The sequence below is a fragment of the Actinomyces sp. HMT 175 genome (assembly GCF_016694895.1).
Taxonomy (GTDB): Bacteria; Actinomycetota; Actinomycetes; order Actinomycetales; family Actinomycetaceae; genus Actinomyces; species Actinomyces oris.
On sequence record NZ_CP068012.1, the window covers coordinates 1,878,431 to 1,899,805 of the forward strand.

At 69.8% G+C, this 21,375-nt stretch carries 18 protein-coding genes; 7 read left to right on the forward strand and 11 right to left on the reverse strand.

The annotated features are described in order from the left end of the window. Positions 1 to 109: 109 nt before the first annotated feature. Together nusA and rimP are read right to left on the reverse strand one after the other, a co-directional pair. Complete coding sequence (gene nusA / locus JJJ14_RS07995) at positions 110 to 1,150, reverse strand: transcription termination factor NusA (protein WP_003786363.1); 1,041 nt, start codon at positions 1,148 to 1,150, stop codon at positions 110 to 112. A 193-nt stretch (positions 1,151 to 1,343) separates the two neighbouring features. Then, the gene (gene rimP, locus JJJ14_RS08000; protein ID WP_201443803.1) at positions 1,344 to 1,862 is read right to left on the reverse strand and encodes a ribosome maturation factor RimP; all 519 of its coding nucleotides are present in this window, start codon (positions 1,860 to 1,862) and stop codon (positions 1,344 to 1,346) included. A 124-nt stretch (positions 1,863 to 1,986) separates the two neighbouring features. On the opposite strand from rimP, the gene JJJ14_RS08005 reads away from it, so the two are divergent. The 3 genes from JJJ14_RS08005 to JJJ14_RS08015 are packed head-to-tail and all read left to right on the forward strand — an operon-like array spanning position 1,987 to position 6,304. Next, a complete protein-coding gene (locus tag JJJ14_RS08005) occupies positions 1,987 to 3,036 on the forward strand; it encodes a Tat pathway signal protein (RefSeq protein WP_201443804.1) in 1,050 nt (349 codons plus the stop codon). A 1-nt stretch (position 3,037) separates the two neighbouring features. After that, positions 3,038 to 3,274 (forward strand): hypothetical protein, encoded by a 237-nt coding sequence (locus JJJ14_RS08010; RefSeq protein ID WP_020991649.1) that lies wholly within the window; start codon positions 3,038 to 3,040, stop codon positions 3,272 to 3,274. 3 nt (positions 3,275 to 3,277) lie between these two features. Beyond that, entirely contained in the window at positions 3,278 to 6,304 is a 3,027-nt protein-coding gene (locus tag JJJ14_RS08015) for a DEAD/DEAH box helicase family protein (RefSeq protein WP_201443805.1), read from the forward strand. A 12-nt stretch (positions 6,305 to 6,316) separates the two neighbouring features. On the opposite strand, the gene JJJ14_RS08020 is transcribed toward JJJ14_RS08015, so the two are convergent. Then, positions 6,317 to 8,149, reverse strand: a complete 1,833-nt coding sequence (locus tag JJJ14_RS08020) for a proline--tRNA ligase (RefSeq protein ID WP_201443806.1) — start codon at positions 8,147 to 8,149, stop codon at positions 6,317 to 6,319. A 259-nt stretch (positions 8,150 to 8,408) separates the two neighbouring features. Here JJJ14_RS08020 and mvk point away from each other — a divergent pair, with 259 nt between their 5' ends. From mvk to fni, 4 genes are read left to right on the forward strand one after another with little or no spacing between them, the layout of a single operon-like run. Then, entirely contained in the window at positions 8,409 to 9,371 is a 963-nt protein-coding gene (gene mvk, locus JJJ14_RS08025; protein WP_201443807.1) for a mevalonate kinase, read from the forward strand. Further along, a complete protein-coding gene (gene mvaD, locus JJJ14_RS08030) occupies positions 9,368 to 10,396 on the forward strand; it encodes a diphosphomevalonate decarboxylase (RefSeq protein WP_201443808.1) in 1,029 nt (342 codons plus the stop codon). The genes mvk and mvaD overlap by 4 nt, the downstream gene beginning before the upstream one ends. Next, positions 10,387 to 11,532 (forward strand): phosphomevalonate kinase, encoded by a 1,146-nt coding sequence (locus tag JJJ14_RS08035; RefSeq protein WP_201443809.1) that lies wholly within the window; start codon positions 10,387 to 10,389, stop codon positions 11,530 to 11,532. Before mvaD ends, JJJ14_RS08035 begins: the two co-directional genes overlap by 10 nt. After that, on the forward strand, positions 11,529 to 12,617 hold the full coding sequence (gene fni, locus JJJ14_RS08040; protein ID WP_201443810.1) for a type 2 isopentenyl-diphosphate Delta-isomerase: 1,089 nt from the start codon (positions 11,529 to 11,531) through the stop codon (positions 12,615 to 12,617). Before JJJ14_RS08035 ends, fni begins: the two co-directional genes overlap by 4 nt. 171 nt (positions 12,618 to 12,788) lie before the next feature. On the opposite strand, the gene JJJ14_RS08045 is transcribed toward fni, so the two are convergent. From JJJ14_RS08045 to rlmN, 8 genes are all read right to left on the reverse strand, one after another. Beyond that, positions 12,789 to 14,165 (reverse strand): tripartite tricarboxylate transporter permease, encoded by a 1,377-nt coding sequence (locus JJJ14_RS08045; RefSeq protein WP_101559605.1) that lies wholly within the window; start codon positions 14,163 to 14,165, stop codon positions 12,789 to 12,791. Then, the gene (locus JJJ14_RS08050; RefSeq protein WP_101559606.1) at positions 14,162 to 14,452 is read right to left on the reverse strand and encodes a hypothetical protein; all 291 of its coding nucleotides are present in this window, start codon (positions 14,450 to 14,452) and stop codon (positions 14,162 to 14,164) included. The genes JJJ14_RS08045 and JJJ14_RS08050 overlap by 4 nt, the downstream gene beginning before the upstream one ends. Positions 14,453 to 14,553: 101 nt before the next feature. Then, on the reverse strand, positions 14,554 to 15,543 hold the full coding sequence (locus tag JJJ14_RS08055) for a GNAT family N-acetyltransferase (RefSeq protein WP_201443811.1): 990 nt from the start codon (positions 15,541 to 15,543) through the stop codon (positions 14,554 to 14,556). Positions 15,544 to 15,591: 48 nt separating this feature from the next. Next, positions 15,592 to 16,773 carry a flavodoxin-dependent (E)-4-hydroxy-3-methylbut-2-enyl-diphosphate synthase gene (gene ispG, locus JJJ14_RS08060; RefSeq protein ID WP_201443812.1) on the reverse strand — a complete coding sequence of 394 codons (1,182 nt, stop codon included), beginning with the start codon at positions 16,771 to 16,773 and terminating at the stop codon, positions 15,592 to 15,594. 102 nt (positions 16,774 to 16,875) lie between these two features. Continuing rightward, positions 16,876 to 18,210 (reverse strand): M50 family metallopeptidase, encoded by a 1,335-nt coding sequence (locus JJJ14_RS08065; protein WP_201443813.1) that lies wholly within the window; start codon positions 18,208 to 18,210, stop codon positions 16,876 to 16,878. Then, positions 18,207 to 19,499 carry a 1-deoxy-D-xylulose-5-phosphate reductoisomerase gene (dxr, locus tag JJJ14_RS08070; protein ID WP_201443814.1) on the reverse strand — a complete coding sequence of 431 codons (1,293 nt, stop codon included), beginning with the start codon at positions 19,497 to 19,499 and terminating at the stop codon, positions 18,207 to 18,209. Before dxr ends, JJJ14_RS08065 begins: the two co-directional genes overlap by 4 nt. 41 nt (positions 19,500 to 19,540) lie before the next feature. Continuing rightward, complete coding sequence (locus JJJ14_RS08075) at positions 19,541 to 20,086, reverse strand: DivIVA domain-containing protein (RefSeq protein ID WP_003786395.1); 546 nt, start codon at positions 20,084 to 20,086, stop codon at positions 19,541 to 19,543. Next, positions 20,083 to 21,345: a 23S rRNA (adenine(2503)-C(2))-methyltransferase RlmN gene (gene rlmN / locus JJJ14_RS08080; protein ID WP_060957681.1), complete on the reverse strand. Its 1,263-nt coding sequence runs from the start codon at positions 21,343 to 21,345 to the stop codon at positions 20,083 to 20,085. The genes JJJ14_RS08075 and rlmN overlap by 4 nt, the downstream gene beginning before the upstream one ends. Between the last annotated feature and the right edge of the window lie 30 nt (positions 21,346 to 21,375).

Below are 21,375 nucleotides of genomic sequence, written 5' to 3' on the forward strand. Positions count from 1 at the left end.
GCGTCCTTCCGCTGCTCTGCAACCGCTGACGCGGGTACCGCAGCCGAGAAATCTCGGCGCAGGACCCGCAAAGGTCCGCCGGAAAGTCTACATCGCCCCGCAGGGCGGTTCAGTCGCCCAGCTCTGAGGGACCTGTCACGTCGTCGGACTGGGAGCCCTGGCCGGGCGTGATCTCACCGGACTCGGCATCGGCGTGGATGTCGATCTTCCACCCGGTCAGGCGCGCGGCCAGACGGGCGTTCTGCCCCTCCTTGCCGATGGCCAGGGAGAGCTGGAAGTCGGGGACGATGGCGCGCGCGGTGCGTTCCTCGGCGTCGATGACGCCCACAGCGGCCACACGGGCCGGGGACAGGGCGTTGGCGATGAAGCGCGCCGGATCCTCGGAGTAGTCCACGATGTCGATCTTCTCTCCACCGAGCTCGGTCATGACTGCGCGCACCCGCTGCCCCATGGGGCCGATGCAGGCCCCCTTGGCGTTGACGCCGCGGACCTTGGAGCGCACGGCCATCTTGGTGCGGTGGCCGGCCTCCCGGGCGACGGAGACGATCTCGACGTCGCCCGAGGAGAGCTCGGGAACCTCGCGCTCGAAGAGCTTGCGGACGAGACCGGGGTGGGTGCGCGACAGGATGATCTGAGCTCCTCGGGTGCCGCGCGAGACGTCGGTGACGTAGGCGCGCACGCGGTCTCCGTGGCGGTAGCGCTCACCGGGTACCTGCTCATGGGGCGGCATGATGCCCTCGTGCTCCTCATCCAGGCGCACGTAGACGATACGGGGGTCGCGCCCCTGCTCCACGGTGCCGGAGATCAGCTCGCCGGTCTTGTCCTTGAAGGCGCCCAGGACCTCGAAGTCGCGGCGGTCCTGAATGCGCTGGACGATGACGCTGCGGGCCGTGGCCTGGGCGATGCGGCCGAAGTCGTCGGGGGTGTCATCGAAGTACTCCCCCGTGGGCTGGTCCTCCTCGTCGACCTCCGGGGCCAGGACACTCATGTGCCCGGTGCGACGGTCGATCTCGACGTGGGCGCCACGGATGGCCCCGGGAACCTTGGAGTAGGCCCCCAGGATGGCGTCCTCGATAGCGGGCAGCAGGTTGTCCAGGTCAATACCGAGCTCGTCGGCAGCGCCTCGCAGCTCCGGCATATTGATGTCCATGGGTCCTTGGGTCCTCTCTGCTCCGCTGAGCGGGTGTGCACTGGGTTCCCGTCGACGGTAGCCCGCGACGGGTCGGATGGTCCATCACGTCTGTCCGGGCCGGTCCGTCAACCTATCAGTTATCAGGACACACATTATTCCCGGTCGCTATCCGTGGGGAGCATCTTATGGATTTTCGGCCTGTTGCCCGGCTCTAGAGCCCAGCCACCACCATCCGCGCCTCGGTGATGTCCCCCAGCGCGATGCGGTGCTCGACGCCATCGACCTCAATCCCGACCATGCCGCCGTTGTGCTCGTCGGCCTCGTCGTCCGCATCGGCCGCGGTGACGACGCCGGTGAGCTCGTCATCGGCCGTGCGCACCCGGGCACTATGACCAACGGCACGTCGGAAGTGACGCAGGGTGGTCAGTTCCCGCTCGGCTCCGGGGGTGGAGACCTCGAGGGTGTACTGACCCTTGACGGGGTCGGCCTCATCGAGGGCCTGGGAGATGGCCGCGGTCACGGGCCCCAGGGCGTCGAGATCGAGGTCTCCGGGACCGTCGACCAGATCCACGAAGACGCGCACGACCGAGTACTTGCCCGCCCGGGTGGTCTCCACGCTCTCGAGATGGAGCCCGGCGTCGTTGACGATCGGAGCGAGCAGATCGGTGAGACTGCGGGCCAGAGCGTCAGCGCGCTGGCGCGGATCCTTGCGCGGCTCATGGGCTGCCATGGTCGTTCTTCCTCCCGTACTGGCCCGAGCCGAGGGCTCGGACGGACGCGGTCAACATAGTCAACATGGTCGAGGTGGTCGAGGTCGGGATCATGCTACCTGCCGTCTGTGGGAGGATTCCCCGGTGAACACTCGCCGCGCTCCCCTCCCCGCCCAGTCGAACGGCTCTCAGCCGCCCTCCAGTGACCGGGTCGGCGCCAGGCCCCGTACCAGTGGCGACACCGGTGCGGCGGGCCACGGCTTGACGCGCCGCGCCATGGTGCTCGCGGTAGGAACGGCTGTGACCGCGGCGCTGAGCGGTTGCGGGCTGCGCCTGGGGAAGGGCTCCCCGGCGTCTCTGCCGTCGACCTCGGCGGCAGAGACTGCTCGTGATGGACTGGCCAGGCAGGCTGCGCTCATCTCCTCCACCGCCGGCGTGGTCGCGCAGGCCGGCGGCGGGGATGCCACGACGACGGGCCTGGCCGAGGGGGTCAAGCAGACGGCCGATGCCCAGCTCGAGACCCTGGGCGGGGTGTGGCAGCCCTGGCCCTCTCAGGTGCCCTCCGCCTACCCCACGGTGGCTCCCGTGCCATCGGCCTCAGCGGGTGCCTCCGCACAGGACCTGGCCACGGCCCTGGCCGATGGATCGACGCTGGCTCGCCGCGCGGCGATCGCCGCAGCTTCGGAGCAGGATGCCCGGCTCTTCACCTCGCTGACGGTGGCCTGGAGTCTCCAGCATGATCTCTTCCAGCCGCCGAGCTCGGCGGACAAGTCGCGGGTGGAGGTGGCGCAGGGCTCCAAGATCAGCTCCGGTCTGCTGACCTCCTATGACGCGGCCCGCTACGCCATGGAGGAGCTTGCCGCGCGCAGCGACGACTCCCAGCGCACTCGGGCGATCGCCGACGCCAAGGCCGCCACCTCCGTGGTCAACGCCGCGGTGGCCGCGGGCTCTGAGGACAAGCGGATGAGCGCCTACGCCCCTCCGAGTGAGTCGACTGATCCCAGTGTGAGCACCCAGGTGCTCTGGGCACGGCAGGTGTGGTCCGCCATCGTGTCGTCGGAGGTGCAGGAGGCCGGTTCCGCCAAGGCTTCCAGCCCGGCCCGCGAGGCGGCCGTCACCGGTGCGGTCGACGCCGCCCGGCGCGCCACCGCCTGGGGTGCGGACTTCTCCTCCCTGCCCGGCTACGCCGCCTGAGATGCGTCTTCTCGTGGCGGCCGTAGCCGTCATCGCCGCCCTGGCGGCCGTGGACCAGCTCTTCTTGTGGATGGAGCGCCGTGGCTGGATCTACTGGCGGCGCCGCAAGCGCGACCCCCGTGGCGCCCTGCTGGGTCCCATCGACGACGTCTTCAACCCGGCCCACGAGCACGTGGTTGAGCAGCAGGAGACCCAGGAGCGCCTGGCCGATATCCAGGGCGACGTGGCCCCGAGGTGAGGCATGACGAGCGCAGCCGCCCCCACCACGCAACGCCCGCTGCGCCGGTGGACACGTCGAGTGCCGTTACGCGACTACCAGCAGAGTCTCCTTGACCGGCTCCATCCCGACGACGGATCCACGCTTCACCTGCTCGCACCGCCCGGATCGGGTAAGACCCTCATGGGTTTGGAGCTGGCCGTGCGCAACGGCCGTCGTGCGCTCGTCCTCGTACCCACCACGGTCATCGGGGCCCAGTGGATCCATCAAGCGCGAAAGCTCTTCATCTCTCCCGCCGTCGGATCCCCGTCGGTCACTGGTTCCGTCGGCACCCACCTGCCGAGCGCACGTCCAGAACAGGCTGCAGAAGCCGCGGACCTGACGGTGCTGACCTATCAGTCCCTGGCCGCCGTCGGCTCCTCCCCTGCCTGGAGCGACGCAGCCCGCTCGCACTGGCTCACTGAGCTCACGGCCGACGGACGAAGCGCCGGGAGCGCCGAGGCGTGGCTGAAGCGCCTGGAAGCCGATAATCCCCGGGCCTACAACCGTGGACTCCGTTCACGCGCTACCACCATCCGCCGTCAGGTCGATGAGCTCGACGACGATGCCATCGACTCGATTCTGGGTCCCGGCGCCCGGGCACGCCTGGACGCACTCATCACCGCGGGAGTCGCCACCATCGTCCTCGACGAGTGCCATCACCTGAAGGCCCACTGGGCCATCGTCGTCCACTACCTCGTACGGCGTCTGAAACGAGCGGGCCTGTCCCCCACGCTCATCGGTCTGACGGCCACTGAGCCCTCGGGTGAGGACCGGTCGGCCCGACGTTATCGTGCGCTCCTGGGCGACGTCGACGCTGAGGTACCGGTTCCGGCCGTCATCCGCGCCGGTCACCTCGCCCCCTGCCGTCAACTGGCCTGGTTCACGCTCCCGTCCACGGAGGAGACAACGTTCCTGGCCACCGCCGGAGAGGAGCTCCATCACCGGGTGGGCGAGCTGCTGCTGAGCCCCGACGGCATCGACTACCTGCTTGAGGTTGTCGCCCCGCCCATGTCGTCCACGGCTCCCGGTGGCGGGAGCGGGTCGGGGCCGTTGCCTCGCATCGCTGGAGCGGATGACCACCATGTCTCCGCGACAGCGAAGCCTCCTGAGGAGGACGAGCTGGTGCGTCGGATCGTCGCGGGTTTCGACGCCGACCCGCTGCTGGCCGCGTCCGCAACAGCGCTGCTGCGCAAAACAGGCAGCTACCGGGGCACGGCTCTGAGTACTCGAGTTGTTCCGCTCCTGCCCGAGCTCGACCTGCTTGATCTTGACGATGAGCTCCGGCTCCTGGGCCGATACGCTCATGACCGGCTTCTGGCGGCGCCGGAGCGCCGGCGGGACTGGGAGTCCACACGCGAGCTGCTGAGAGGTTTCGGGCTGTACCTGACCGATTCCGGTATCCGGGCGGGACGATCCCCGGTGGATACCATCACTGCCGCGTCCAGGGCCAAGGACACGGCCGTCGTCGACATCCTGCGTCACGAGCTCGACTCCATTGGCGAACGGCTGCGGGCAGTGGTCGTCACCGATGCGGCCGAGCACTCAGCTCCTCACCGGGCGCTCGACATCCTGGGCCCGGCGTCACGCCCCGGCCCTGCGGGAGGCGCGGCGCGCTGCATGAGTACGCTGCTCAGTGATGCGGATCTGCGCTCCTTGCACCCGGTGCTGCTGACCAGTTCCCGCCTGAGCCTGGCCAGTGGTGACACCTCGCTGCTGGATCGGCTGCGTCGGAGTACCGGTCTCGCACTCCCCGCCACCGATGACGGCTGGATGCTCTCAGTCACCGGGCAGGGAGTTGGCAGTGCCGGGCTCGTCCTGGCCGTCAGTGAACTGGTCGCTGCCGGGGAGGTACGACTCGTCGTGGGCACCCGGGGGCTTCTCGGAGAGGGCTGGGACTGCCCTGCCGTCAACACGCTCATCGATCTCACGGCGGCAACGACCTCTGCCTCAACGCAGCAGCTGCGCGGTCGCACGATGCGTCTGGACCCTGGCTGGGTCGACAAGGTCGCTCACAACTGGTCCGTCACCTGCCTCCTGCCAAGCCATCCCCGACTGCGCTCCAACCCGGACCTGAACCGACTGCGTCGCAAGGCCGAGCACCTGTGGTCACTGGTGCGGATCGATGATCCCGCGAGCACCCCGGTGTCGGCCTCCGGTGAGCCTTGTGACGCTCCTGTTGTCGAGACGGGGCTCGATGCCATGCTGCCACCGGTCCAGCGCCGCCTTCTCGACAAACTGGGTGACGGCGCCGCCCCGGAGGATATTGATGCCCTCAACTCCGTTACCCTGGCAGGCCTCGATCGTCAGGTCGAGTCGCGGCGATGGCTCGCTCAAGCACCCGCGGCGGACCGGGTGTCACGACGCGGCCGTGGCCGCGTGCTGGAGGCGGTCGAGATCACGACTGCCCCGGACCTGCTGCGCCGGGGATCGCCCACGGCCTTCTGGAGTGCGGCGGCTCGCGCCGTTCTCGATGTTGCCCTGTCGCGATACGACCTCACTGCGGACGGGGACTCCGCTGACGGGCCCCGCCCCGACCTCGTGGTTCGCGAGAGTCCCACCGATTCTTTCGGCGGCTCCCGTCCGCGGGTGCTGATCGGCCTGGACGGGGTGGGGACCCGTCAGAGCGCTCGGTTCGCCGACATCCTCACCGAGCTCCTGAGCTCCCCGGGGCGCCGTCCTCGTTTCATCCTCGAGGCCACTACCGCAACATTGGCGCAGGGCACGGCCGAGCAGCCTCTGAACGGGCTGCGGCGTCTCCTGGGAAGGCTGCTGGCGCTGGGGGCATGGAACCACGATGACAGTGTTCACCTTGCGGTTCCGACGGCCCTGGCCCGCTCACGAGCCGATATGGAGGCTTTCCTCCATTCCTGGTCCACACGGGTGGGGCCGTGCCGGCTTCACCTGGTTGCCGATGCCGATGACGCGGCAGCGCTCCTGTCCTGCCTCGGCAGCGGTGGTCCCACCGGACGAGTCGAGCTGCGTCGTACCAGGCGCTGGATGGAGGACTGAGGATCGTGCCGTTCAGTGACGGGCGGCCTCCAGGGCGGCGCGGACGGTGGAGCTGAGCTCGGTCGCCGCGGCGTCGGCGGGCACGGAGCGGCGCTCGCCGCTGCGACGGTCGCGGATCTCCACGGTCCCCTCCTTGGCCAGGTCCCGGCCGACGACCAGCGTGTAGGGCAGGCCGAGGAGCTCGGCGTCGGCGAACTTCACACCGGCGGAGACCTTGCGGCGGTCGTCGTAGAGGACCTCAACACCGTCGGCGTCCAGGGATGAGGCGATCTGCTCGGCGACGTCGAAGACGGCCTGGTCCTTGCCGGTGGCCAGGACCTGCACGTGGTAGGGGGCGATCTGGACGGGCCAGGTCAGTCCCTTGTCGTCGTGGTTGGCCTCGGCCAGGGCGGCCATGACACGGCTGACGCCGATGCCGTAGGAGCCCATGGTGACCACGCGGGCCTTGCCGTTCTCGTCCAGGACGGTCAGTCCCAGGGCCTGGGAGTACTTGCGTCCCAGCTCGAAGATGTGGCCGATCTCGATGCCGCGGGCCAGGTGGAGGGGGCCGGAGCCGTCGGGGGCGGGGTCGCCCTCACGGACCTCGGCGGCCTCGATGGTGCCGTCGGCGGTGAAGTCGCGGCCCATGACCAGGTCCAGGACATGCTTCTTGTCGGTGTTGGCGCCGGTGACCCAGCTGGTTCCCTCCACGATCCGAGGGTCGACGAGGTAGCGCACGGAGCCGGTGAGGACCTCGGTGCCGTCCTCGCGCTTCTCCACGCGCCGCAGCGGGGAGTTCGGGCCGATGGCGGTGGGGCCGATGTAGCCGCGCACGAGCTCGGGGTGGGTCTCGAAGTCGGTGTCGCCGGCCATCTCGACCTCGGCGGGGGCGACGGCGGCCTCCAGGCGCTTCATGTCGACGTCGCGGTCCCCGGGCACGCCGACGACCAGCAGCTCGCGCTCGCCGCCGGGGTGGATGAGGGTGACGACGACGTTCTTGAGGGTGTCGGCGGCCGTCCAGGCCCGCCCGTCGGAGCGCGGGTAGGCCCGGTTGCACAGCTCGACCAGGGAGTCGATGGTGAGGGTGTCGGGGGTGTCGACCACGCGCGCCGGGCCGATCCCAGAGGCGTCCACGGCCTCGGGGACCACGGTGGTGACGGCCTCGGCGTTGGCCGCGTAGCCGCTTGAGGAGCGCACGAAGGTGTCCTCACCGATCTCGCAGGGGTGGAGGAACTCCTCGGAGTGGGATCCGCCCATGGCGCCGGCCATGGCGTTGACGATGACGTAGTCCAGGCCCAGGCGGGTGAAGATCCGCTCGTAGGTGTCACGGTGGGCCTGGTAGGCGGCGGCCAGGCCGGCGTCGTCGATGTCGAAGGAGTAGGAGTCCTTCATGACGAACTCGCGGCCGCGGATGATGCCGGCGCGGGGGCGGGCCTCGTCGCGGTACTTGGTCTGGATCTGGTAGATGACGGCCGGCAGGTCCTTGTAGGAGGAGTAGAGGTCCTTGACCGCGAGGGTAAACATCTCCTCGTGGGTGGGGGCCAGCAGGTAGTCCCCGTCCTTGCGGTCGCGGAGCTTGAACAGGGTGGGGCCGTAGTCGTTCCAGCGCCCGGTGGCCTGATAGGGCTCGGCCGGCAGGAGGGCCGGGAAGTGGACCTCCTGACCGCCCATGGCGTCCATCTCCTGACGCACGATGTCCTCGATCTTGCGCAGCGTCCTCAGGCCCAGCGGCAGCCAGGTGTACACACCGGGGGCGGCCCGGCGGACGTAGCAGGCACGCACGAGCAGCCGGTGGCTGGCGACCTCGGCGTCGGCCGGGTCCTCGCGCAGGGTTCGGATGAAGGAGGTGGAGAGTCTGTGCAGCACAGGGCGATCCTACGGGGTCCCAGAGCCGCCGCCCCAACGGGGCCCGCTCGGCCCTGCGAAATCACGGGAGCAAAGGGTCACAGCGCATCTGTGTCCACGGCTACGCGCGAACCGTCTCGATGCTGGTCAGGTAGGACTTGCAGCCCTCGAGAAGCGCCCGATACGCTCGATCCCATCAAAGGGTTCGTCAAGCCCTCTTATCCCTGAACCCGGCCCGCATCACGGTTTCCCGACGCGTGGGCCACAGGCAAGGAAACATATGGACAGGCACTCCTCCATCCGTGAGGGACACGGCCAGACGTGGGCGAAGGCCATTCTCCTGGGTGAGCACTCGGTCGTCTACGGGCACCCCGCTGTGGCCGTACCGTTGCAGGACCTGCGGATGCGAGCCACGGCGAGCCCGACCTCGGGTCCCTCCACGCTGAGCAGCCTGGACTACTCGGGGCCCCTGGACCAGGCCGGGTCCCGGTTCGCCAGTGTCGCACGGGCCTTCGAGGTGGCCCGCGAGTTCTCCGGGGGCCTGGTCCAGGCCTTCGATATCACCACCGTGAGTGACTTCCCCCATGAGCGCGGGCTCGGCTCGTCGGCGGCGGCGGCCGGCGCGATCATTCGCGCTGTCCTAGACGCCTGCGGGCGCGAGGCCAGCTCCGATGAGCTGTTCGCGCTGACGCAGATGGCTGAGCAGATCGCGCACGGCAAGCCCTCGGGGCTGGACGCCGCCGCCACCTGCTCACCGTGCCCCATCCGGTTCCAGGGCGGACAGATGCGCCCCTTAAGCCAGCGCATCGACAACGCCTTCCTGGTCATCGCCGACTCAGGCGTCCACGGCTCCACCCGCGAGGCCGTCAGTGGCCTGCGCCAGCGCTACGAGAACGATCCGGAAAACATCGGGCCGCGCATCAACCACCTGGGGACGCTCACCCAGATCGCGATCATGACACTGGACCAGGCCGACGCCCCTGCCCTCGGGGCCGTCATGAATGAGGCGCACACGCTGCTCACCGAGCTCAGCCTGAGTCTGCCGATCCTCGACGACCTCGCCGACGCCGCCCGAAGAGCCGGGGCTCTGGGCGCCAAGCTCACCGGCGGGGGGCTTGGTGGCTGCGTCATCGCCCTGGTGGCCGGACAGCCGGCCACGCGCCGGGTTCGCGCCGCCCTGGAGAGGGCCGGCGCCGCGGCGACGTGGAGCTACCGGATGCGTCTGAGCCAGGTGGGCGAGTGAGCACCGCCTCCCCAGCCACCGCGGGCTTCTCCCCGGCCGCTGCCCCGACGGCGACAGCCAGCGCCAACACCAACATCGCGCTCATCAAGTACTGGGGCAAGGTGGATGAGGCGCTGGCGATCCCCGCCACCTCGAGCCTGTCCCTCACCCTCGCAGGGACCCGTACGACGACGACGGTCTCCTTCGACGGCGGTGCCGGCGCCGCAGACTCGGTGACGATCAACGGCTCCTGCCCGACCGGCACCGAGCTCGCCCGGGTCAGCCGGTTCCTCGACCTGGTACGTTCCCGCTCAGGCGTCACCACACCGGCTACCGTCATCTCCCGGGCCTCGGTGCCGCTGGCGGCCGGGCTGGCGAGCTCGGCGGCGGGCTTTGCGGCGCTTGCGGCGGCCGCCTCCCGCGCCGCCGGCATGAACCTCGACGACCGTGCCCTCTCCCGGCTGGCCCGGCGCGGGTCGGGGTCGGCCACGCGCTCCGTCTTCGGTGGGCTGGTCCTGTGGAACGCGGGCCACGACGACGCCTCCTCCTACGCCGAGCCGGTTGGGTGCGAGATGGACCTGGCAATGGTCGTCGTCGTGCTCTCGCAGCGTTACAAGCCCATCAGCTCCACCCGGGCCATGCGGGCGACCATGGCGACCTCTCCACTCTTCCCTGCCTGGGTCGAAGCCAGCAGAGGGGACCTTCAGGTGGCGCTGGACGCGGTCCGGACCGGTGACCTGGAGCGGCTCGGGGAGGTTGTCGAGGGCAACGCCCTGGGGATGCACGCCACGATGATCGCCACCCGCCCGGGCATCGTCTACTGGCTGCCGCAGACCGTTGCGGCGCTGCACGCGATCCACGCCATGCGCGATGAAGGACTGCCCGTGTGGGCGACGATCGATGCGGGTCCCAATGTCAAGGTGCTCACTGAGGGTGCCCGGGCTGAGGAGGTCGCCGCCGCGCTGCGCGACCGTCTGCCCGGCACCACCGTCTCGGTGAGGTATCCCGGCGGCGGCGTGCGTATCGAGGAGGGCCCATGCCCCTGACTTCTCACGGCGGCGACGTGGTCTCCAGGGCGCCGGGCAAGCTCTACATCGCCGGTGAGTACGCCGTCGTCGAGCCCGGCCACCGAGCGGTCCTGGTCGCCGTCGACCGATTCATCACCGTGCGCATCACGCCCTGCTCCCCCGCCGGCGGGTACGCGGGCACGATCAGCTCGCGGCTCTACGACACCGGCTCCAGGCCCTGGCGTCACCGCCCGCAGGACGGCCTGGCTGAGGCTGTCGGGGGTGATGACGACTACGTGATCTCGGCGATCCGCGTCGTCGAGGCGCTGGTGGCCGAGGGTGGTGGCCGGCTGGGGTCCTTCAACCTGGGCATCTCCAGCGAGCTGGACGAGGCGGACGGGCGCAAGCTGGGCCTGGGATCCTCCGCGGCGGTGACCGTGGCGACGGTGCGCGCCGTCGCGGGCTTCTACGGCCTGAGTCTGGACGACTCGCGTGTCTACAAGCTGGCGATGCTGGCCAGTGACGCGGTCCAGCCGATCGGCTCGGGGGGCGACATCGCGGCCAGCGCCGTGACCGGCTGGGTGGACTACGCCTCACCCGACCGCGTGTGGCTGCGCCGGGCCAGGCAACGGGCGCAGGCCCGTGGCGGCACAGGAGACCTGCTGGAATCCGACTGGCCCGGCCTGTGCCTGCGTCGACTGCCGGTTCCCTCCGTGAGGCTTCAGGTGGGATGGACCGGGGCTCCCGCCTCCACCCCGGCCCTGGTTGCCGGCGTCCAGGCGGGCTCCCGCGGGGCCGACGACGTCTACTCGTCCTTCCTGCGCGCCAGCCAGGACACCCTGGCCTCCCTGACCACGGCCATCGAGGACGACGACGCCGGCCAGGTCATGAGCGCAATCACGCGAAACCGGGTGCTTCTGGCGCAGCTCGGACGGATCAGCGGCCGTGTCATCGAGACTCCCGAGCTGACGCGGCTGGTCGAGATCGCCCGCGATCACGGGGCCGCAGCCAAGAGCTCGGGGGCCGGCGGCGGGGACTGCGGTATCGCCCTGTGCCCGCCGGACAAGGACATCGCCGCCATGAGCTCCGCCTGGTGGGCGGCCAGTATCCAGCCCCTGGACCTGGCGATCTACACCCACGACTCCCCCGTGCCCCCTATGGAGGTCACCTCATGAGCCACGAGTCCACCGACTCACAGCGGGCCTCCCGCAAGGACGAGCACCTGGAGCTGGCGGTGCACCTGCACCGCCAGGACCGTGCGAACGCCTTCGACGACGTCTCCTTCATCCACCACAGCCTGCCGGGCGTCAGCGCTGAGCAGGTCGATATCGGCACCACCGTGCTGGGCTCCCGCTGGGAGGCCCCGTTCTACATCAACGCCATGACCGGCGGGACGCAGGCGACGGCGGCCATCAACGCCGACCTGGCCGAGGCGGCCGCTGAGGCCGGAGTCGCGATCGCCTGCGGTTCCCAGCACGTGGCCCTGCACGACCCCGAGCGGGCAGATGGCTTCCACGTCATCCGCCGTCGGGCCCCGGGCGCCTTCGTGCTGGCCAACGTCGGGCCGACGGTCAGCCCGCAGGAGGCGGCGCGGGCCGTGGAGATGCTTGAGGCCGATGCCTTGCAGATCCACCTCAACGCGGCCCAGGAGCTGGTCATGCCCGAGGGCGACCGTGATTTCAGCGGCTGGGAGGAGGCGGTCGCCACCATTGTCGCGGCCGTGCCCGTCCCGGTGGTGGTCAAGGAGGTGGGCTTCGGGCTCTCACGCCGGAGCATCGAGTCCCTGGCGCGTACCGGTGTCGCGGCCGTCGACGTGGCCGGGGCGGGGGGCACGGACTTCATCGCCATCGAGAACGAGCGCCGCCCGCAGCGCGACCTGTCCTACATGGTCGGCTGGGGGCAGCCGACGGCGCTGTGCCTGCTGGAGTCTGTGGCGGTCGATGACCCGGTCGGTCTGCCGGTGCTGGCCTCCGGGGGCGTGCGCAACCCGCTCGACGTCGTGCGGTCACTGGCCCTGGGGGCCTGCGCCGTCGGGGCCTCCGGGCACGTGCTGCGCACCCTGGTCAAGGAGGGCCCCGAGGCCCTGTGCCGCGAACTGAGCACCTGGGGCGACCACGTGCGCACACTCATGACCCTGCTGGGAGCGGCCGATGTGGCCCAGCTGCGCCGTACCGATGTGGTCGTGACCGGACGCACCGCCGAACAGGCGCGTCTGCTCGGCGTCGACCTGACCCGTCTGGCGCACCGCAGCGATACCTAACCGTCACCAGGTGCTTCCGTCAAGGGGGATCGTCCCCTCTGCCCCTTACTCTGACTGACTCATAGAGTGCCGGTATCAGGACTCAGCATCGGAAGTCTCGCGTGGCCGATCGCAACAGACGTGCGGCGGAGGCCCGTCCCCAGCCTCCGCCGCCTCCCTCTGGAGGGCCGCTCAGGCCAACGCCGCCAGCGCCTTGACGATGCCGGGGGCGGCGTAAAGCGACATGAACTGGACGCCGTAGGCAACTCCCAGGCGGTTGAGTGATCCGCACACGACTCCTACGAGCAGGACCCCGAAGACGTTGGCCAGGCCCGCCTTCTGGTCAGCGTCGATGTAGGCCAGCAGGATGACGAAGGCGACGAACAGCGCCAGTACCGCCTCGTGAGGGATCCGACGCATGACGAAGTAGGTGATCTGCGAGGACCAGCGCACCGCAATGACGTAGGTGATCGCAACCGCGATCAGAGCCCCAATGGTCACGGTGATGATGAACCCGGGCAAGTCCAGCAGGTGGTGCAGGTTGTGCTGCTTGGTGTAGACCGAGCCCGCATTGAACAGCGGGCCGGCGGGTCCGACGGACACCCCGGAGATCGGGACCCCGAGCGCCACCAACGGGATAATGACGCCGGCGAGGTAGGTCGAGTGGGCCAGGGCGCTCATAACGGTCACCGCACGCTGTGCGCGGGGCACCCGGCCCTCGTTCTGGCGGGCCACGGAGGCCTCCCCCAGCAAGAAGGTCAGGCCCACCGGGCTGAGAATGAACAGCGGGGTGGAGGCGGCGGCCATAGCAGCACTCCACCATCCCTCGGACCTGGTGATGAGCCGACCCGGCCGCAGCGCCTGTCGGCCGAAACCGGAGCGCAGCAGCTCGGCCTTGGTGCGGTTACCGTGCGGCAGCTCCTCCCGGCGCTTGGCGTTGAGCAGCTCCAGGAGGGTCAGGAGCATGGGTCCCACAGTGATCCCGAGGAAAAAGGAGGTGTTGACGCTGGCCTTCTCCGGGATGATGCCCGCGCCCCGGTAGAGGGCCGGAAGCGCCTGAAACAGCAGCGCCATGGGAAGAATCGACACCAGTGAGAGGATGCGATTCTTTCCGAGCAGGGCCAGGACCACGGCTCCGGCCGCAAGGACGATATCGGAATGGGTCTTGATCCAGTCGGCCATGGGAAGCAGCAGACTGGCCAGGAGGAAGCTCAGGGGAATGGAGATGAGGGTTCCGATGGCCGAGCCCACCGCCATCTTCCGGATCGTGTCGGAGGCCAGGCCCTTGGTGCGCAGCACCATGGCATGATCCATGAGCGGAGCGGACATGACCCCGCCGGGAAGGCCCACCAGCGCCGTTGGGATGCCGTTCATGAGGTTGAGCGTGACCACTGCGGAGATGAAGAAGGCGAGGACCACGTGCGGCGGGGCTCCGGCCAGGATGATCGCCAGGGTGACGGGCGCGAGCACCCCGGTCTCATCGGTGCCGGGAATGAACCCGATGAACGTGTACAGCACCACGGCGGCCAGAATGGCGGCCACCATCATGAGAAGAAGGCTCACGGTCACTGGTCCGCCCCCTCACTCGTGCCGATGCTCAGCTCCTCGACAATGGTGACCTCGCGCTTGGGACTCACCAGGAAGCAGCAGGCGATAAATCCGATCGTTGAGGCTCCCAGCCCCCAGAACAGCGGCTTTCCCCCGAAAGAGGCGGATAAAAGTACCGCCGCAACGATACACATCACCGAAATCAGAAGACAGATGAGCAAATCTCTGGGCGAGACGAGATCGTTCCAGACCTCGATATTATTCTGACGCTCCGTGCTCTCGGAGTCGACTTCGACCGTATTGCGCACGATTGGTCATCGTAGGCGAGTTGCCCAGGGTGCTCCATATGTTGTTCACCATGGCTTTGCAGGCGCCCTGTGCCAAGGAACATCGTCTTGCCTCACCGGTATTACAGGAGCACGGTGGCGAACAGGCCCACCTGTCGAAAGCCGAGGGACTGGTAGAGCGCCAAGGCCGCGGCATTGTAGTCGTTGACGTAGAGGCTCACGACGCCGTCGGCCCCGACATGGTCTCGGTAGACGGCATCCACGACGCCGGCCAGCGCCGCCGCCCCCACTCCTCTCCCACGCAGGTCCGGGCGCGTCCACACTCCGGTCAGCTGGGCGACGCCGCCGGACGGGGAGCGCCACAGGGCTCCGACGTCGGCCTTGAAAGCCACCTCCCGGGGCGATCCGGGCCGGATCGGGTGGCCTGCGCCGTCGTCGAGGACGATGTAGCTGCGTCCCTGCTCAATGAGCCAGCTGACGTGGCGCCTGTATCCGAGGCCGTCGGCGGTGGGGTCGTAGCCGAGCTCGCCGACGAACATGTCCACCGAGGCCGGCAGGACCAGCTCCTCCTCGTCCGGCCGGGCCGGACGAACCGCCTGCACCACCCACGCCTGAGACGAACGACGCCCCAGGTACGCGCTCACCAGCCCACCCCCCATGTGAGGGGCGGTGAGGACCGGCTGCCTCCAGCGCTCGTGGCGGGAGCGCTGCCCCTGCTCGCTCAGAGCGCCCCAGACGGCGGCGACGTCCTGGGCCGGTCCTGAGACTGAGCCGCGACGGGACAGCCGAGGTCTGGCATGCTCGGCCAGAGCCCAGATCTCTCCGGAGTCCGCGGCTCGCAGGCTGTGCTCGGGGCGTCCGGCCAGGCCCAAGGGCATGAGCGAGCCGACCGCCCACGCCGCCGCGATGGGGTGGGCCAGGCCACCCAGGGCGACGACGTCACCGCGGCCCCAACGAGACCAGCGCTGCATCTGCTGGACCAGGCCCACGGCGCTGACCGGCTCGAGGGCGCACAGAGACATGACCCCTGACACCTGGTCGGAGGGGACCGGTGTCAAACGGTCAGCGCCGCGCTGAACGCGTCCGCGATCGCGGTGTCGCAGGAAGCTCATACCCACCAGGTTCGAGCGGGGCCTCGGCGCCCCCGCCCTCACCGGTCCTCAACCGGCGGCGGAGACCATGGGGCTGGTGCCGACCAGGGCCTCCTCACCGAGCTCCTCGGCCATCTCGGCGGCCATGCCCTCGGCGTGTTTGAGAAGGGTCTCGACGACCTGGTCCTCGGGGACGGTCTCGACGACCTGGCCGCGTACGAAGATCTGCCCCTTGCCGTTGCCCGAGGCGCAGCCCAGGTCCGCCTCACGGGCCTCACCGGGGCCGTTGACGACGCAGCCCATGACGGCCACGCGCAGCGGGGCGGTGACCTCCTTGAGCCCGGCCTCCACCTCCTCGGCCAGGGTCCACACATCCACCTGGGCGCGGCCGCAGGAGGGGCAGGAGACGATCTCGAGCTGGCGCTGACGCAGGCCCATGAACTCCAGGAGCTTGGTGCCCACCTTGACCTCCTCGACCGGAGGCGCGGACAGAGAGACGCGGATGGTGTCACCGATGCCCTCGGCGAGCAGGGTGCCGAAGGCGGCGCAGGACTTGATAGTGCCCTGGAAGGCGGGGCCGGCCTCGGTCACGCCCAGGTGGAGGGGCCAGCGACCGGCCTCCGACAGGAGCCGGTAGGCCTGCACCATGGTGACGACGTCGTGGTGCTTGACGGAGATCTTGAAGTCGTGGAAGTCGTTCTCCTCGAACAGGCCGGCCTCCCAGGTGGCCGACTCCACGAGCGCCTCGGGGGTGGCCTTCCCGTACTTCTTGAGCAGGCGCTTGTCGAGGCTTCCGGCGTTGACGCCGATACGCAGGGAGACGCCGGCGTCGGAGGCGGCCTTGCAGATGTCGGCGACCTGGTCGTCGAACTTGCGGATGTTGCCGGGGTTGACGCGCACGGCACCGCAGCCGGCGTCGATGGCGGCGAAGACGTACTTGGGGTTGAAGTGGATGTCCGCGATGACGGGGATGCGGGACTGCTTGGCGATGATCGGCAGTGCCTCGGCGTCCTTGTCGGTGGGACAGGCCACGCGGACGATGTCGCAGCCCGCGGCCGTCAGCTCGGCGATCTGCTGCAGAGTGGCGCCGATGTCGTGGGTCTTCGTGGTGGTCATCGACTGCACAGTGATGGGGGCGTCTCCACCGACGTTGAGGCTGCCGACCCGGATCTTGCGGGTGGGTCGGCGCGCCGCCAGGACCGGGGCCTGGGCACGCATCGTAGGGATGCCAAGAGCGATCGCTTCAGTCACCCGTCCAGTATGTCACCCGCCCTGCCCGGCCCTGCACCTCAGGTGTGTGGCATCGCTCCCGCCGGTACCGATTTGCTCACGCCCTGCCAGACCCTGCGGGCCTCACAGCGGCGCGGCGATGTCCACCCACACCAGGACCAGGGCCATGGCGATGAGCAGACCGAAGACGACCTGACCGATGGGCAGCATCCTGGCCGTGTCCACCGGGCCCGGATCGGGCTTGCCCTGCGCCTTGGCGATCGAGCGCCGGATGCCCTCCCAGCAGGCTCCGAGCACGTGCCCGCCGTCCAGTGGCAGCAGGGGCACCAGGTTGAAGGCGAACAGTGCCAGGTTGAGGCTGCCCAGCAGCATGAGCATGGTGCTCACTCGCATCGACAGGGGGACCGCCCCGCCTCCGGCCACACCGCCGCTGGTGGCGTTTCCGGCCATTCGCCCCATGCCTACCAGGCCCACGACGCCGCTGTCGGCGCTGCGCTGCTCCACGCCCAGCGCCGCCTGAACGGCGTGATAGAGGCCCACCGGAAGGGTGGCGATGGCCTTGACCGTCCCACCGATGGCCTGCCCGATGATGCCGGGGATCTTGGTGGGGCTCAGGGGAATGGTTCCCAGCGACGGGGAGATGCCGACATAGGGGCGGGCCTGGGTGCGCACGGCCCCGGAGGCGTCCTTGACCGGGGCGCCCTGCGCATCGCGAACGGTGCGCTGGGCCTCGACCGCGGTGACGCTCACGGTGCGCTCGGCTCCGTCGCGCTCGATGACGACCTCGGTGGGGCTGGTGCCTTGGGCGGCGATCCGGGCCTGCAGCTCCTCCCAGGTGGAGACCTTCACCCCGCCCCAGGAGACGATCCTGTCGCCGACCCGTATGCCGGCGGCGCTGGCGGGGCCGACCGGGTCGGAGTCCTGGCAGGGGGCGCCCGCGTCGATGTCGGACGACACGCAGGGCGCCACGGTCGACAGCATCGTCGTGCGTCCGGGGATGCCGACCACGCCGACGGCCACGGCCAGCAGAACGATCCCCAGGACCAGGTTGGTGAGGATTCCCCCGGCCATGACGACGAGCTTCTTGGGGACGCTGAGGTGGTAGAAGGCCCGGTGCTCCTCGCCGGGCTGGATCTCCTCCAGGGCCTCGGCGCGAGCCTCGCCCACCATGCCCAGGCTTCCGTCCTTGCGTCGGCGGTCCGGTCTGCCGGGCCTGGCCGGCGGCAGCATGCCGACGAGCTTGACGTAGCCGCCCAGCCAGATGGCCTTGACGCCGTACTCGGTCTCCCCGCGCTTGAACGACCAGATCTTGGGTCCGAAGCCGATGAAGTACTCGGGTACCTTCACACCGAACTTCTTGGCGGGGATCATGTGCCCGAGCTCGTGAAGGGCCACTGAGACACCGATCCCGATGACGAGGATGACGATGCCCAGGATGTAGGCCAGGGTGGTGCTCACGAGTGCGTTCCTCCGTTTCGTGCCGCGATGAGCTCGTCGGCGCGGGCGCGTGCCCAGGTCTCCACGGCCAGGACGTCGTCGAGGCCCGGGCCGGTCAGGCCCTCGTGCTCGCCGACGACGGCCGCATCGATCTCGACGATGTCGAGCCACTCCAGGCCACCGGCGAGGAAGGCGGCGACGGCCTGCTCGTTGGCCGCGTTGAGCACGGTCGGGTGGGTGTCCGAGGCCGCCACGGCGCTGCGGGCCAGGTCGACGGCTGGGAAGGCGGCGCCGTCCAGCGGCTCGAAGGTCCAGCTGACCGGTTCGCGCCAGTCGTTGGGAGCCACCAGGCCCGACAGGTCGGGGCGCTCGGGCCAGGTCAGGCCCAGGGCGATGGGCAGGCGCATGTTGGGCGGGGAGGCCTGGGCGATGGTGGCGCCGTCGGTGAACTCCACCATGGAGTGGATGACGGACTGGGGGTGGACGACGACGTCGATCCGCTCGGGTGCCACGTCGAACAGGAGGTGGGCCTCGATGAGCTCGAGCCCCTTGTTGATGAGGGTCGAGGAGTTAATGGTCACCACCGGCCCCATGTCCCAGGTGGGGTGCTTGAGGGCGGCGGCGGCACTGATCCCGGTGAGCTCGGCGCGGCTGCGCCCGCGGAAGGGGCCGCCGGAGGCGGTCAGGACCAGTCGCCTGACCTCGCTGCGTCCGCTGAGGACGGGGCTGGTCAGTCCCTTCTCGTGGCGCCCGCTGGCCAGGGCCTGGGCGATGGCGGAGTGCTCGGAGTCCACGGGGACGATCTGGCCGGGTCGGGTCAGCGCCTGGCGGACCAGGGCGCCCCCGACGACGAGGGACTCCTTGTTGGCCAGGGCCAGGCGGGCTCCGCTGGCCAGGGCGGCCAGTGTGGGCAGCAGTCCCACCGAGCCGGTGATGCCGTTGACGACCGTGTCGCCTGCCCCGAGCTCGGCGGTCTGGACCGCCGTGGTGGCGGCGTCGGGGCCGGTGAGGATGGTGGTGACCGGGTCGGGGCGGCCGGCCTGGACGGCTGCGGCTCTCAGGGCCTGGCGCAGGCGGCCGGCGAGGTCCTCTCCCCCGCCGGTGACGGCCAGGACGGGAACCTCCCAGGTGATGGCCTGGCGGGCCAGGAGCTCCGGGCGCGATCCGCCGGCGGCCAGGGCGGCCACTCGCGGGGCGTGCTCCCCCAGGCGGGCGAGGACCTCGAGCGTCTGGGTGCCGATCGACCCGGTGGATCCCAGGAGGACCAGTCGCTGTGGGTTGTGGGAGGGCGCTGCTGCGTGGCTGGTCATGGGGTGGCGGGTTTCCTCAGGACGGGCTCGACGGGCGTGACTCACTCGACGGACAGGAGGACCTCGACGACGCGCGCCAGGTAACGGTCGACGCTGGGCTCACCGTAGGCCTTGTTCCCCCGGGCGCGGCGGAAGACCGCTCCGCGCACCTCGCTGGAGGTCAGGGTGGTGTCGGAGTCGAAGTAGCCGGCGATACGGTCCATGAGGGCATCGACGTCGGTCTTGTCGTAGCCCTGGCCGGAGGCCGGGGCGAAGCGCTCGCCGGCCGGGCGCAGCAGACGCGGGTAGAGGGTGGTGGCGAGCTGGGTGACCTGGTCCATCCAGGCCTGGCGGCCGTTCTTGGCCACGAAGGCCGCGCGACGGCGCTGGAGGAAGGCGGCCTCAAGCCGGTCGAGGGCGGCGTCCACGGCCTGGGGCTGGTAGCCGCGCAGGACGACGTCGAAGGCGACAGTGCGCACACCCTCGGAGTCCATCTCGTCGAGCTCACCGGCGTCGTAGATCTCGTGAGCCGTCTCGAAGTAGCGGTCCACCTGCTCGGGGCGGTAGCCCGGTCGCAGGAGCGCTGACTTGGGGAACATGTCGCTCATGTCGTCTTGACCCTCTCCTGGTTGAGTACCTCGGTCGCGAGCTGACCGCAGGCACCGTCGATGTCGCTGCCTCGAGTGTCTCGCACTGTCGTGGTAATTCCGGCACGCCGGAGCGTGTCGACGAACATATCCTGAACCGCAACCTCCGAGCAGGTCCAGATGGACCCCGGAGTGGGGTTGAGCGGGATGGGATTGACATGGGCCCATCCGGTGTCCCTGCGGTTGAGCTCGTCAGCGAGCAGCTGGGCGCGCCAGGCGTGGTCGTTCATGTCCTTGATGAGCGCGTACTCGATGGACACGCGCCGGCCGGTGGCCAGGAAGTAGTCGTGGGCGGCGTCAAGCAGCTCGCCGACCTTCCACTTGGAGTTGACGGGGATGAGCTCGTCGCGCAGCTCGTCGTCGGGGGCGTGCAGGGAGACGGCCAGGGTCACCGGCAGCCCCTCGCCGGCGAGTCGGCGGATGAGGGGGACGAGTCCCACGGTGGAGACGGTGATGCCACGCGCCGACAGGCCGAAGCCCTCCGGGGCCGGGTCGATGAGCCGGTGGAGGGCGCCGACGACGTTCTTGTAGTTGACCATCGGCTCGCCCATGCCCATGAAGACCACGTTGGACAGGCGGGCCGGTCCCCCGGTCAGCTCCCCGGCGGCCGAGGCCTGGGCGGCGTGGCGCACCTGCTCCACGATCTCCCCGGTGGACAGGTTGCGGGTCAGGCCCATCTGACCGGTGGCGCAGAAGGGGCAGGCCATGCCGCAGCCGGCCTGGGAGGAGACGCACAGGGTGGTGCGCTCCTTGTAGCGCATGAGGACGCTCTCGACGCGCACGCCGTCGTGCAGCTCCCACAGGTGCTTGATGGTGCGCCCGCCGTCAGCGCTCAGGGCGCGTACCGGGGTGATGAGCTCGGGCAGCAGCTCGGCGCACAGCTGCTCGCGCTGGGCGGCCGGCAGGTCGGTCATGTCCGCGCTGTCGCGGGTGAAGTGCGTGAAGTAGTGGCGTGAGAGCTGGTCGGCCCGGAAGGAGGGCAGGCCCGAGTCCTTGCAGGCGGCCTTGCGCCCGGCCAGGTCGAGGTCGGCCAGGTGGCGGGGGGCCTTGCCACGCGCGGCGGGCACCGCGAAGGACAGGCGCGGTTTGGCGTCGGGGCTGGTGGCGCCCTCCGGGGGCTGGTCGGTGGGCATGACCTGGACCCGGCCGTCATGTGGCCGTCCGGTGATGCTGACGGGCTGCGGGCGCCGGGGGCGCTGCTGTGCTCGCGATGGACTCACGCTCGTGCTCCTCGTGTCCCGGGGCTGGGG

Bases quoted from the DNA above. Each gene is read 5' to 3' on its own strand.
- JJJ14_RS08075 (WP_003786395.1), bottom strand. From the start codon at position 20,086: ATGAGCGACATGTTCCCCAAGTCAGCGCTCCTGCGACCGGGCTACCGC.
- fni (WP_201443810.1), top strand. From the start codon at position 11,529: ATGAGCCACGAGTCCACCGACTCACAGCGGGCCTCCCGCAAGGACGAG.
- JJJ14_RS08035 (WP_201443809.1), top strand. From the start codon at position 10,387: ATGCCCCTGACTTCTCACGGCGGCGACGTGGTCTCCAGGGCGCCGGGC.
- nusA (WP_003786363.1), bottom strand. From the start codon at position 1,150: ATGGACATCAATATGCCGGAGCTGCGAGGCGCTGCCGACGAGCTCGGT.
- rimP (WP_201443803.1), bottom strand. From the start codon at position 1,862: ATGGCAGCCCATGAGCCGCGCAAGGATCCGCGCCAGCGCGCTGACGCT.
- JJJ14_RS08010 (WP_020991649.1), top strand. From the start codon at position 3,038: ATGCGTCTTCTCGTGGCGGCCGTAGCCGTCATCGCCGCCCTGGCGGCC.
- JJJ14_RS08015 (WP_201443805.1), top strand. From the start codon at position 3,278: ATGACGAGCGCAGCCGCCCCCACCACGCAACGCCCGCTGCGCCGGTGG.
- dxr (WP_201443814.1), bottom strand. From the start codon at position 19,499: ATGACCAGCCACGCAGCAGCGCCCTCCCACAACCCACAGCGACTGGTC.
- mvk (WP_201443807.1), top strand. From the start codon at position 8,409: ATGGACAGGCACTCCTCCATCCGTGAGGGACACGGCCAGACGTGGGCG.
- JJJ14_RS08055 (WP_201443811.1), bottom strand. From the start codon at position 15,543: ATGAGCTTCCTGCGACACCGCGATCGCGGACGCGTTCAGCGCGGCGCT.